This window comes from Micromonospora sp. NPDC049257 (genome assembly GCF_040678915.1).
GTDB classification, from domain to species: domain Bacteria; phylum Actinomycetota; class Actinomycetes; order Mycobacteriales; family Micromonosporaceae; genus Micromonospora; species Micromonospora antibiotica.
This window is the reverse complement of record NZ_JBFAQU010000036.1, coordinates 1-12,594: the sequence shown is the minus strand read 5'-3', so window position 1 is coordinate 12,594 and position 12,594 is coordinate 1. Positions and strand designations below refer to the sequence as shown.

Below are 12,594 nucleotides of genomic sequence, written 5' to 3'. Positions count from 1 at the left end.
TCCGCGAATGCCGTGACGGCGCGTCGAGCTCCCGGCGGCGCACCATCTCGCCTTATATGGACTCTCGTGGATTCGCGGGGTCCCGTCAAGATATGACGGCCATGTTGCGCGAATGTTCCTGCCGGGTGCCGGCGGTCCGGCCGGCCGGCCGTGTCCCGTCGCGCCGGGTGGGTGGACGCCCGGTGCCGTCGGGGGAGCTACCGACTCGGGCCCGGGGTGCGGGGTTTCTTGCCAGCTCAGGGCGCTGTCCTGGCGGGGTGCCGGTGGGTGCGCCGCCGGGGGTGGGGGTGTGCCGGCAGCCGGGGACCTTGAACCCCGGGCGGGTCTTCCGTAGCATTCGGGTCGCGAAATGTTATCGCAAACATTTCTGGACCGTGGCAGCGTCGCGGGCCCACAGGCACCGTCCACTGTGGTGAAATTCCCCTCAGGGAGGTGATGCCCGGTGTCCGCCGGACCGTCCTACCGCAATCCGGTCGTCCCCGGTTTCCACCCCGACCCGAGTGTCTGTCGGGTGGGCGAGGACTACTACCTGGTCTGCTCCAGCTTCGAGTACTTCCCCGGCGTACCCCTGCTGCACAGCCGTGACCTGGTCAACTGGCGGCAGATCGGCAACATCCTGGACCGGCCGGGCCAGTGCGAACTGCCCCCGGACGCCGAGGCGTCCCGGGGCATCTTCGCGCCGACCCTGCGCCACCACGACGGACGGTTCTGGCTGATCACCACCAACGTCAGCCTGGGGCGGCACCTCATCGTCACCGCGCCGCACCCCGACGGCCCCTGGTCCGACCCGGTCTATCTCGACCTGCCGCACGTCGACCCCTCGCTGGCCTGGGACGACGACGGCAACTGCTGGCTGACCACCTCCGGGGTGGACGCCTACCGGATCGACCCGGAGACGGGGGAGGTGCTGGAGGGCCCGATCGCGCTGTGGTCGGGCACCGGCGGCCAGTACCCCGAGGCGCCGCACCTCTACCGGATCGACGGCTGGTGGTACCTGCTGCTCTCCGAGGGTGGCACGCACACCGGCCACGCCGTCTCCGTCGCCCGCTCGCGCAGCCCGCGCGGCCCGTTCACCCCCGCGCCCACCAACCCGATCCTGACCCACCGCAGCAGTGACCGCCCGGTGCAGGCCACCGGGCACGCCGACCTGGTCCAGGCCGTCGACGGCAGCTGGTGGCTGGTCCTGCTGGGCATCCGGGCCAAGGGCCACTGGCCGCCCTACCACGTCCTCGGCCGCGAGACCTTCCTCGCCCCGGTGCGCTGGGTCGACGGCTGGCCGGTCGTCGACCCGGTCGAGGAGCTCACCGTGGCACCCGCCGGCAGCGCCCCGGCCGGTGCCGCCCCGCCCGACCCGGGCGACCACCACGACGACTTCGACGCGACCACCCTGGCACCGGAGTGGATCTCGCCCCGCCGCCGACCCGCCGACTCCTGGTCGCTGACCGCCCGGCCGGGCTGGCTCACCCTGCATGCCGAGGGCGCGACGCTAGACCTGGCCGGCGCGACGATCGTGGCGCTGCGGCAACGGCACCACGACTGCCGGGCCAGCGTCCGGGTGGACCCGGGCGACGGCACCGCCGGGCTCACCATCCGGATCGACGAGGCGCACCACTACGACCTGGAGGTAGGGGCCGGCACGGTCCGGGTCGTCGGCCGGGTCGGGCCGTTCCGGCAGGTGTTCGCCACCCGTGCCGTGCCGCCGGGCCCGCTCGTGCTGACGATCGCCACCCGCACCGACGACGTCTTCCCGCCGACCGTGACGTCCGCCGCCGAACTGGCGGCCGGAACCGCACCCCGGGGGGTACGCGCCGCCGGCTGCGACATGGTCACCTTCGAGGTGGCCGGCCCGACCGGCCCGACCGTGCTGGCCGAACTGGACGGGCGCTACCTGTCCACCGAGGTCGCCGCCGGCTTCACCGGCCGGGTCATCGGCATGTACGTCACGCAGGGCAGCGCCGCGTTCGACTGGTTCGCGTACCGGCCGGTGGCGGAGCGCGCCGGTGCCGGGCCCGTGGGCGCTACCGGGCCGTCGGTGGAGCCCGCACCGTAGACTTCGTCCCGTGATCGAGGAAGGTCGACGCCGTGGCTCGCGCAAGCCCCGGCGGGGCGACCTGCCCATCGCCACCATCGCCGAACTCGCCGGGGTGTCCCCGCCGACGGTGTCCAAGGTGCTCAACGGCCGCCGGGGGGTGGGCGAGCAGACCCGGCAGCGGGTGGAGGCGTTGCTACGCGACCACGGCTACCGCCGCCGACCGGCCGGTGGCGTGGCACCCTGCATCGAGGTGGTCTTCCACCAGATGCTCTCCTCGATCGCCATGCCGATCCTGCGCGGGGTCCAGGAGGTCGCCGGCCCCCGCGACCACACGGTCGGCTTCACCGACGTGCACCACCGCCTGCGGGCCGGGCAGCCCTGGGTGGAGTCGCTGCTGCTGCGCCAACCGGCCGCCGTGATCACGGTGTTCTCGCTTCTCACAGCCGAGGACGGGGCGCGGTTCAGCGCCGCCGGCATTCCGTTGGTGGCGGTCGATCCGATCGGCGACCTGTTTCCCGTCCCCGCCGTCGGGTCGAGCAACTGGAGCGGGGCGCTGTCCGCCACCCGGCATCTCCTGGATCTCGGCCACCGGCGGATCGGGGTGCTCAACGGTCCGGTCGGGGACCTGTCGGCGCGGGCCCGCCGGGACGGCTTCCGCGCCGCGTTGGACTACGCGGGTGTCCCATTCGACGAGCGCCTCGAACGCGGCGGGGTGTTCACCTTCGAGGAGGGCCGACGCCTCGCCGCCGAGCTGCTCGGCCGGCCGGAGCCGCCCACCGCCGTCGTCTGCGGCAACGACCTGCAGGCGTTGGGCGTCTATGCGGCGGCCCGGGAGGTCGGACTGCGGATTCCCGACGAGCTCAGCGTCGTGGGCTTCGACGACGTCGACGAGGCGGCCTGGCTGGCGCCGCCGCTGACCACGGTGCGGCAGCCGTTCGGGGAGATCGGGGCCACCGCCGCCCGGCTCGCGTTGACCCTGGCCGACGGCCACCCGCTCACCCAGGACCGCTACGAACTCGGCACCTCGCTCGTGGTGCGGGGCAGCACCGCCGTACCACGGTCCCGCTGACCCCGGGCGGGTCGCGGACCCGTGCGCCGTGCCGTCGGCAACAGGTGCCGTCGGTCCCGGGCGGTGGCGGCCCCGCCGGTCCGCCCAGCTCCTGTGCTGCCGGTCCGCCCTGTGCCTGTGCTGCCGGTCCGCCCAGTGCCTGTGCGGTCGGGGGTCGCCCTGTTCCTGTGCTGCCGGGGGTCGGCCGGTGCCCGTGCCGCCGGGGGTTGCCGGTTTGCCCGATTCGCCCGCCGGTGTCATCCGGTGGGGGGACATGGGTCGACGCGCCGCAGCTAAACTTGATTTGTTCCAGAACAGCGGGCTAGGGTCGTGCCATGACGGCCGACCTCGAGGCACAGTTGCGGGCGGCATCGCTGCGCGTGACCCGGCCCCGACTGGCCGTGCTCGCCGCGCTGCGCGACCACCCGCACGTCGACACCGACACGGTGATCGCGCTGGTCCGGGCCGACCTGCCCACGGTCTCCCACCAGGCGGTCTACGACGTGCTGCGGGCGCTCACCGACGCCGGCCTGGTGCGCCGCATCCAGCCGGGGCGGGCGACCGCCCGCTACGAGTCACGGGTGGGGGACAACCACCACCACGTCGTGTGCCGCTCCTGCGGTGCGATCGCCGACGTCGACTGCGCCGTCGGTCACGTTCCTTGCCTCACCGCCTCCGACGATCACGGTTTCGTGGTCGACGAGGCGGAGGTCGTCTACTGGGGCACCTGCCCCGACTGCGCGGCCGACCGCACCTCCCAGTGATCCACCAGTTCGGAAGGAAGCACATGAGCGACACCCAGGACAACGCTCCCGCCAGCGCGCAGGGCGTGGACCAGAAGGCGGCGGCCGGTTGCCCGGTCGCGCACGACTCGGTGACCGCGCACGGCAGCGAGAGCGAGAACCCGGCGATCGACTCGCCGACGCCGAAGACCGGTGGGCGTCCGCGTACCAACCGGGACTGGTGGCCCAACCAGCTCGACCTCTCGGTCCTGCACGCCCACTCGGCCAAGGGCAACCCGCTGGGGGAGGACTTCAGCTACGCCAGGGAGTTCGCCAAGCTCGACGTCGAGGCGCTCAAGCGGGACATCACCGAGGTGCTCACCACCTCGCAGGACTGGTGGCCGGCCGACTTCGGCCACTACGGCGGCCTGATGATCCGGATGAGCTGGCACGCCGCCGGCACGTACCGGATCGAGGACGGCCGTGGGGGTGCCGGTGACGGCGGGCAGCGGTTCGCGCCGCTGAACAGCTGGCCGGACAACGCCAACCTGGACAAGGCCCGCCGGCTGCTCTGGCCGGTCAAGCAGAAGTACGGCCAGCAGATCTCCTGGGCCGACCTGCTCGTGCTCGCCGGCAACGTGGCCCTGGAGTCGATGGGCTTCAAGACCTTCGGCTTCGGCTTCGGCCGGCAGGACGTCTGGGAGCCGGAGGAGATCTTCTGGGGTCCGGAGGACACCTGGCTCGGCGACGAGCGCTACGCCTCCGAAAGTGAGATGTCGGCCGGCGTCGGGGCGACCGAGATGGGCCTCATCTACGTCAACCCGGAGGGCCCCCGGGGCAACGCCGACCCGCTCGCGGCGGCGCACTTCATCCGGGAGACCTTCCGCCGGATGGCGATGAACGACGAGGAGACCGTCGCCCTCATCGCCGGCGGCCACACCTTCGGCAAGACCCACGGTGCCGGCATCGCCGACGACCACGTCGGCCCCGAGCCCGAGGGCGCCCCGCTGGAGGCGCAGGGCCTGGGCTGGCTGAGCACCCACGGCAGCGGCAAGGGCGGCGACACCATCACCAGCGGTCTGGAGGTCACCTGGACCGACCGGCCGACGCAGTGGAGCAACCGCTTCTTCGAGATCCTCTTCGGCTACGAGTGGGAGCTGACCACCAGCCCCGGCGGGGCCAAGCAGTGGGTCGCCAAGGACGCCGAGGCGATCATCCCGGACGCCCACGACCCGGCCAAGAAGCACAAGCCGACGATGCTCACCACCGACCTGTCGCTGCGCGTCGACCCGGCGTACGAGAAGATCTCGCGGCGCTTCCTGGAGCACCCGGACGAGTTCGCCCTGGCGTTCGCCAAGGCCTGGTACAAGCTGCTGCACCGCGACATGGGCCCGGTCAGCCGCTTCCTCGGCCCCTGGGTCGCCGAGCCCCAGCTCTGGCAGGACCCGCTGCCGGCCGTCGACCACGAGCTGGTGTCCGACGCCGACGTCGCCGGCCTCAAGGCGAAGGTGCTCGACTCCGGCCTGACCACCGCGCAGCTGGTCAGCACCGCCTGGGCCTCCGCCGCGAGCTTCCGGCACACCGACAAGCGCGGTGGCGCCAACGGCGCGCGGATCCGGCTCGAACCGCAGCGCAACTGGGAGGTCAACCAGCCCGAGCAGCTCGCGACGGTGCTGGGCACGCTGGAGGGGATCCAGCGGGAGTTCAACGCCGCCGGTGCGGCCAAGATCTCCCTCGCGGACCTGATCGTGCTGGCCGGCTCGGCGGCCGTGGAGCGGGCGGCCCGCGAGGCGGGTGTCGAGGTGACCGTGCCGTTCCGGGCCGGCCGCACCGACGCCAGCCAGGAGGAGACCGACGTCGAGTCCTTCACGGTGATGGAGCCGCGGGCCGACGGGTTCCGCAACTACCTGCGTCCGGGTGAGAAGACCCAGCCGGAGGTGCTGCTCGTCGACCGGGCGTACATGCTCAACCTGACCGCGCCGGAGATGACCGTCCTCGTCGGCGGTCTGCGGGCCCTCGGCAACAACGTCGGCGGCACGGCGCACGGCGTGCTCACCGACCGGCCGGGCGTGCTCACCAACGACTTCTTCGCCAACCTGCTCTCGCCGGGCACCCGGTGGCGGGCGTCGGAGTCCGACGAGCACGTCTACGAGATCCGGGACCTGGCCACCGACGAGGTGAAGTGGACCGCCACCGCGGTCGACCTCATCTTCGGGTCCAACTCCCAGCTGCGGGCCCTCGCCGAGGTCTACGCCAGCCAGGACGCGGGCACCAAGTTCGTGACCGACTTCGTGGCGGCCTGGACCAAGGTCATGGAGCTGGACCGGTTCGACCTGTCCTGACCCCAGGTTCCCTGAAGGGCCCCGGCCGATCGACGATCGGCCGGGGCCCGTTCCGGTTCGGGGGCGGGTGAACCCACTTCATATTGGACAAAAGCTGCCAAAGCGCCATATAGTCTCTTCCGTGTATTTCCTGGCAGCCCTGGTCAGCCCGTTGCTGCTCGTCGGTGGCGTCGCGCCGCCCGGCGTGGCACCCGTCGCCCGTGTGCAGGCGATGGCGCTGGTGGTCGGGCTGGACATCACCGTGCCCCCTACGGCCAGCCTCGGTGCGGGCCTGGCGGGGACCACCCTCAGTCGCTCGTTGGGCACCGTCACCGTGGCGGACACCCGGACGACCAACCCCAACACCTGGACGGCCACCGTGTCCGCCACGGCGTTCATCACCGGCGGGGGTGGCCCGGCCCAGACCATCGCCACCACCCAGGTCTCCTACTGGTCGGGCCCGGTGACCAAGCAGAACGGTGGGGGTACCAAGGTGCCTGGTCAGGCCACCGCAGCCCAGGCGGTGACGCTTACCGTGCCACGGATCGCGTTCAGCAAGACCACGGGCAACCAGCGAAACAGCGTGAGCTGGGCGCCCACCCTCCGCGTGGCGATCCCCGCCGGAGCGGTGACGGGCGTCTACTCCGGCACCATCACACACTCTGTCGCCTAATGGGTGATTTGACGCTAATGCAACCTATGGGCTTTTTGAGTGTTTAGCGTGGAGGCATGAAGAAGTCATTGCTCGCCCTGGCCGCCGGGGCGGCGGTGCTCGCCGTAGCGTCGCCCGCCGCCGCCGCCCCGTCGGGCGACACCATCGTCACCTTCACCGTGTCGACCGCCAACCTGGACATCGCCGTGCCCGCCTCGGTGAACCTGGGCGCGGCCTTCGCCGGCTCCACCATCACCGGCTCGCTCGGCAACGTCACGGTCACGGACAGCCGGGCGGCGCTCTCGGCGACCTGGACCGCGTCGGTCACCAGCACCTCGTTCACCACCGGTGCGGGCTCGGGTGAGGAGACCATCCTGCCCAACCTGGTGGAGTACTGGTCCGGGCCGGCGCTGTCCACCACGGGCACCGGCACCTTCGTGCCCGGTCAACCCACCGTGGCCGACGCGGTGACGCTCAACCTGCCCCGGACGGCCTTCTCCAAGACCTCCGGCAGCGGCAACAACTCGGCCACCTGGGACCCCAGCCTCCGGATCACCATTCCGCCCGCAGCCGTCGGCGGACTCTACTCGGGGGTGATCACCCATTCGGTGGCCTGACCGACTCCGTGTCGTGATCCTGGCCGTCACCGTCCTGGTGGCGGCCGGGACACCGGCGATTGCCGCGTCGCCGTCGCCGCAGCCGAGCCCGAGCTTCAGCGGGCCGGCCGCGGCGGTCGGCATCCGGCTGCTCGACGCCCCGGTGAACCGGCGCGACGACAGCCGCGCGCACAAGTACATCGTCGACCACGTCCACCCCGGGACGACCATCAGGCGGCGGATCGTGGTGGAGAACGTCTCGGAGGTCGAGCGGAAGATCGCCGTCTACGCCGCCGCCGCCGAGATCGACCGCACCGGCTTCGTCTTCGCACCCGACCGGACGCCCAACGAGCTGAGCAGCTGGATCACCGTCGACCGCGACGAGGTGGAGCTGGAGCCCGACGACGAGGCGGTGCTCACGGTGACCATCACGGTGCCGAAGAAGGCATCCGCCGGGGAACGGTACGCGGTCATCTGGGCCGAGGTGTCCACCACCGACGGCGCGAACGTCCGCAACATCGGTCGGGCCGGAATCCGGGTGTACCTGTCGGTCGGGCCGGGCGGCGAGCCGCCGTCGGGCTTCGAGGTGTCGGGGCTCACCGGCGACCGCGACGGCGACGGCGCACCGGTGGTGACCGCCGAGGTGCGCAACACCGGGCAGCGGGCGCTGGATCTCGCCGGCCAGCTACGCCTCACCGACGGCCCGGGTGGGCTGTCGGTCGGGCCGGTGCGCGCCGAGGCGGACACGCTCGCCCTCGGCGCCACCACCACCGTACGCGTGGTGCTGGACCCCCGACTGCCGGACGGCCCGTGGGCCGCCCGGCTCGACCTCGCCAGCGGGTGGACCAAGCGCACCGCGACCGGCACGGTCTCCTTCGGTGGGCCGACGGCCGCCGCCGCGACCAGCACGGACCGCTCCGGACTGGTGCTCACCGGCGGCTTCGTCGCGTCGGCCGTGGTCCTGCTCCTGTTCACCGGCTACGTGTTCCGCCGTCGAGGCCGGTCGCGGCAGGCGCTACCCGCCTGAGCGGATCGACAGTGAAAGTGCGCGCCACGTAATATTGCGTGGTGCGCACTTTCCTGTACGGTGGTCACATGAGCGGCCTCCGTGAGCGCAAGAAGATCGAGACCAGGGCGGCGCTGAGTTGGGCGGCCATCCGGCTGACCGTGGCCCGGGGCTTCGACAACGTGCTGGTGGAGGACATCGCCCAGGCCGTGGGCGTCTCCCCGCGAACGTTCAACAACTACTTCTCCAGCAAGGCCGAGGCGATCGCCTTCCGGCATCTCGACCGCAGTCGCCGGGTGGCCGAGGCGCTGCGCCAGCGGCCGGCCGGCGAACCACTCTGGGCGGCGCTGGTCGAGGCGACGCTGACCCGGTTCACCCCCGGCCCGGAGGTCGCCCAGTCGCCACCGGGCGCGCACGCCGAGTGGGTCGACGGGCTCGCGGTGATGCTCGCCGAGCCGGCGTTGCAGGCGGAGATGCTGCGCGCCAGCGCGATCGCCGAGGCCGACCTGGCCGCAGCCGTCGCCGAACGCACCGGCACCGACCTGGGACGCGACCTCTATCCCCATCTCGTCGCGGCCAGTGTGACCGCCGCCGTGAACGCGGCGATCCGGCACTACCTGCGTGCCGATCCGCCCGTTCCGATGGAGCGGTTGCTCCCCGACGCGCTGGCCCAACTCGCCGCCGGCCTGCCGGCGCCCACACCACGATGACCGCATCCCCTGCCCTGCCTCGGCCATGTCCCTGCCCCGGCCCGCTCTCCGCGTCACCGCTGACCGTGCATCCCTGACCATGCGCACGCCGGCCTGACCCACGCGCGCCGGCCCGACCGTACGCCGGCATCATCCGCGCACCGCGACGACCGCCCGCTCTGAACCGCAGCTCACCGCGTCCACCCCGAGGCCGTCGGGGTGTCCTGTCCTGCCCATGGTCCGCCGCCGTCCCGGCGAGCGGGGCCACCCTGCCCCCGAAAGGATCTTGCGATGATCGATGTCGTAATCGTCGGTGCCGGCCCGAACGGCCTCCTGCTCGCCATCGAACTGGCCCTGGCCGGCGTTCGGCCCGTCGTGTGTGAGCGGCTGTCGGCACCCACCACCGAGCAGCGTGCCAACGGACTGGTCGGACAGGTGGTTCGGATGCTCGACCGGCGCGGCCTGCACCACCGTCTGGTCGACGATCCGGCACCGCCACAGCCCGCGCCCGGGTTCGTCTTCGGGGCGCTGCCGCTGGACCTGCGGGCGGTGCCGGACAACCCACTGCACCTGATCGAGGTTCCGCAGGCCCACCTGGAACGGGTGCTCGCCGAGCGGGTCGCCGAACTGGGCGTGCAGGTCCGCCGGGGGCACGAGGTGACCGGGCTGACCCCGGGCGCGGACGACGTACAGGTCGCCTTCTCCGACGGCACGACCCTGCGCTGCCGCTACCTGGTCGGCGCGGACGGCGGACACAGCATCGTCCGCCGGCTGGCCGGGATCGGTTTCCCCGGGGTGTCGACGGACCGCACCGTCTCCCGTACCGCCCAGGTCAGCCTGCCGGCGGAGCTGATCGACGCGTCGACCGGCGGCCTCGCGATCCCCGGGTACGGCACCGTCGCGCCGTTCCGGCACACCCGTACCGAGCGGGGGCTGATCGCGTGGGCCCCCTTCACCGGGCGTCCGGCGGGCCTCAGCACGATCGAGTGGCCCGACGCGAGGCAGGTCGACGGGCCACTCACCCTCGCCGAGCTGCGGGCCAGTGTCGCCCGGGTGCTCGGGGTCGACGTGCCGATCGGTCCGCCGGCCGGCCCCGGGCCGCACCTGCTGCGTCGCCTGGTGGGCGGCAACACCCGGCTCGCCGAGCGGTACCGCGCCGGGCGGGTGCTGCTGCTCGGCGACGCCGCCCACGTCCACTCCGCGATCGGCGGGCCCGGACTCAACCTCGGCCTCCAGGACGCGGTGAACCTGGGCTGGAAGCTGGCCGGGCAGCTGCACGGCTGGGCCCCGGACGGGCTGCTGGACTCGTACGAGGCGGAGCGTCGCCCGGTGGCGCGTCGGGTGACCATGTCGACGCAGGCCCAGTCGGCGCTGATCGCCCCGGGCAGTGACGTCACCGCGCTGCGGGTGCTCCTCGGCGAGCTGCTCAGCCGGCCGGAGAACGCCGCCCACGTCGCCGCCCTCCTGGCCGGCGCGGACATCCGCTACGAGACGGGGACGCCGGGCGGGCCGCTGGTCGGGCGCTGGGCACCCGACCTGGTGTGGCACACCGACGCCGGCCCGGTACGGCTGGCCGGGCTGACCCGGACCGCCCGTGCGCTGCTGCTCGACCCCACCGGCGAGCTGGCCGAGGTGGCCGGGCCGTGGCGGGACCGGGTCGACGTGGTCACCGGGCGGTTCGCCCTGGACACCGCAGCGGCCGACGCGCCCGGCGACGGCACGTCGACCGCGCTGCTGCTGCGTCCGGACTGCTACGTGGCCTGGCAGTCCACCCGGGACGACGCGGACCGCGACGGGTTGCGGGCCGCGCTCACCCGCTGGTTCGGCCCGCCGCGCGCCGACCGGTCCTGAAGGCCGGGGTCGGCCGGCCCGGCGGGGAGGTGCCGGGCCGGCCGGTGCGTGGTGCGGCGTCAGTCCCGCTGGATGACCATGCCGGCGGCGACGGTGCGGTTGGTGGTCTCGTCGATGATGACGAAACCGCCTGTGGTGCGGTTGCGGTGGTAGTCGTCGGCCAGCAACGGCACGGTGGTCCGCAACCGGATCCGCCCGATCTCGTTGAGCGCGAGCGACGTGCTGCTCTCGTCCCGGTGCAGGGTGTTGATGTCGAGCCGGTAGTGCAGCTCGCGGACGATGGCGCGCGCCGTCCGGGTGGTGTGCTTGACGACGTACCGGCCGCCGACCTCCAACGGGCGGGTCTCGTCCATCCAGCAGACCATCGCCTCGATGTCCTGCGAGACGGTCGGGGTGTTGTTCGGCCGGCAGATCATGTCGCCCCGGGAGACGTCGATCTCGTCGTCGAGGCGGACGGTGACCGACATCGGCGGGAACGCCTCGTCGACGGGGCCGTCGGCGGTGTCGATGGCGGCGATCCGGCTGGTGAAGCCGGACGGCAGCACCATCACCTCGTCGCCGGGCTTGAGGACCCCGGAGGCGACCTGCCCGGCGTAGCCCCGGTAGTCGGTGACCGTGGTCGACTGGGGGCGGATCACGTACTGCACCGGGAACCGGACGTCGACCAGGTTGCGGTCCGAGGCGATGTGCACGTGCTCCAGGTGGTGCAGCAACGACGGGCCCTCGTACCACGGCATGGTGTCGGCGCGGGTGGCGATGTTGTCACCCTGCAACGCCGACACCGGAATCACCGCCAGGTCGGGCACGTCGAGTTTGGTCGCGAAGGCGGTGAACTCGTCGGCGATCTGCTCGAAGACCTCCTGGGAGTAGTCGACCAGGTCCATCTTGTTGACGCACAACACCAGGTGCGGCACCCGCAGCAGCGAACACAGGAACGCGTGCCGCCGCGACTGCTCCACCAGGCCCTTACGGGCGTCCACCAGGACGAGGGTGAGGTCGGCGGTGGACGCGCCGGTCACCATGTTGCGGGTGTACTGGGTGTGGCCGGGGGTGTCGGCGATGATGAACTTGCGCCGGGGCGTGGCGAAGTAGCGGTACGCCACGTCGATGGTGATGCCCTGTTCCCGTTCGGCCCGCAGGCCGTCGGTGAGCAACGCCAGGTTGGTGTACTCGTCGCCCCGGGCCGCGCTGACCGCCTCCACCGCCGCCAACTGGTCGGTGAACAACGACTTCGTGTCATACAGCAACCGACCGATCAGGGTCGACTTGCCGTCGTCCACACTGCCCGCCGTGGCGAACCGCAGCAGGTCCATCGGTCGGGCCTCGGCCGGGGAACCGGCCGGTGCCAGCATCTCGGTGCTCATCAGAAGTAGCCCTCCCGCTTGCGGTCCTCCATGGCGGCCTCGCTGACCCGGTCGTCGCCCCGGGTGGCGCCCCGCTCGGTGATCCGGGTCGACGCGACCTCGTCGATCACCTTCTCCACCGTGTCCGCGTCGGAGCGGACGGCGGCGGTGCACGACGCGTCGCCGACCGTGCGGTACCGCACCCGGGCGGTGAAGGGTTCCTCGCCGGCCCGGGGGGTGAAGAACTCGTTGACGGCGTAGAACATGCCGTCGCGTTCGATCACCTCACGGTCGTGCGCGTAGTAGATCGACGGCAACGGCACCCGCTCCCGCG

At 72.3% G+C, this 12,594-nt stretch carries 10 protein-coding genes and 1 pseudogene; 9 read left to right on the top strand and 2 right to left on the bottom strand.

The window, feature by feature from the left end:
* The first annotated feature begins 442 nt into the window (after positions 1-442).
* The 9 genes from AB0K25_RS29600 to AB0K25_RS29560 all read left to right on the top strand — a co-directional run bounded on the left by AB0K25_RS29600 (position 443) and on the right by AB0K25_RS29560 (position 10,917).
* Positions 443-2,050: a glycoside hydrolase family 43 protein gene (locus AB0K25_RS29600; RefSeq protein ID WP_219462993.1), complete on the top strand. Its 1,608-nt coding sequence runs from the start codon at positions 443-445 to the stop codon at positions 2,048-2,050.
* Between the two features lie 10 nt (positions 2,051-2,060).
* Positions 2,061-3,101, top strand: coding sequence for a LacI family DNA-binding transcriptional regulator (locus AB0K25_RS29595; protein WP_219462991.1), 1,041 nt, complete (start codon positions 2,061-2,063; stop codon positions 3,099-3,101).
* A 314-nt stretch (positions 3,102-3,415) separates the two neighbouring features.
* A complete protein-coding gene (locus AB0K25_RS29590; protein ID WP_219462990.1) occupies positions 3,416-3,844 on the top strand; it encodes a Fur family transcriptional regulator in 429 nt (142 codons plus the stop codon).
* A 23-nt stretch (positions 3,845-3,867) separates the two neighbouring features.
* On the top strand, positions 3,868-6,144 hold the full coding sequence (gene katG / locus AB0K25_RS29585; protein WP_363823793.1) for a catalase/peroxidase HPI: 2,277 nt from the start codon (positions 3,868-3,870) through the stop codon (positions 6,142-6,144).
* A 121-nt stretch (positions 6,145-6,265) separates the two neighbouring features.
* Positions 6,266-6,796 carry a hypothetical protein gene (locus AB0K25_RS29580; protein WP_219462985.1) on the top strand — a complete coding sequence of 177 codons (531 nt, stop codon included), beginning with the start codon at positions 6,266-6,268 and terminating at the stop codon, positions 6,794-6,796.
* A 56-nt stretch (positions 6,797-6,852) separates the two neighbouring features.
* Entirely contained in the window at positions 6,853-7,392 is a 540-nt protein-coding gene (locus tag AB0K25_RS29575) for a hypothetical protein (RefSeq protein ID WP_219462983.1), read from the top strand.
* Between the two features lie 13 nt (positions 7,393-7,405).
* The gene (locus tag AB0K25_RS29570; protein ID WP_219462981.1) at positions 7,406-8,398 is read left to right on the top strand and encodes a DUF916 domain-containing protein; all 993 of its coding nucleotides are present in this window, start codon (positions 7,406-7,408) and stop codon (positions 8,396-8,398) included.
* A gap of 68 nt (positions 8,399-8,466) precedes the next feature.
* Positions 8,467-9,087 (top strand): TetR family transcriptional regulator, encoded by a 621-nt coding sequence (locus AB0K25_RS29565; protein ID WP_219462978.1) that lies wholly within the window; start codon positions 8,467-8,469, stop codon positions 9,085-9,087.
* Between the two features lie 270 nt (positions 9,088-9,357).
* Positions 9,358-10,917 (top strand): FAD-dependent monooxygenase, encoded by a 1,560-nt coding sequence (locus AB0K25_RS29560; protein ID WP_363823791.1) that lies wholly within the window; start codon positions 9,358-9,360, stop codon positions 10,915-10,917.
* Between the two features lie 59 nt (positions 10,918-10,976).
* On the opposite strand, the gene AB0K25_RS29555 is transcribed toward AB0K25_RS29560, so the two are convergent.
* Together AB0K25_RS29555 and AB0K25_RS29550 are read right to left on the bottom strand one after the other, a co-directional pair.
* Positions 10,977-12,281 carry a GTP-binding protein gene (locus AB0K25_RS29555; RefSeq protein ID WP_363823789.1) on the bottom strand — a complete coding sequence of 435 codons (1,305 nt, stop codon included), beginning with the start codon at positions 12,279-12,281 and terminating at the stop codon, positions 10,977-10,979.
* Positions 12,281-12,594 (bottom strand): annotated as a pseudogene (locus tag AB0K25_RS29550) (sulfate adenylyltransferase small subunit); the annotation flags it as partial. The pseudogene AB0K25_RS29550 and the gene AB0K25_RS29555, both read right to left, overlap by 1 nt.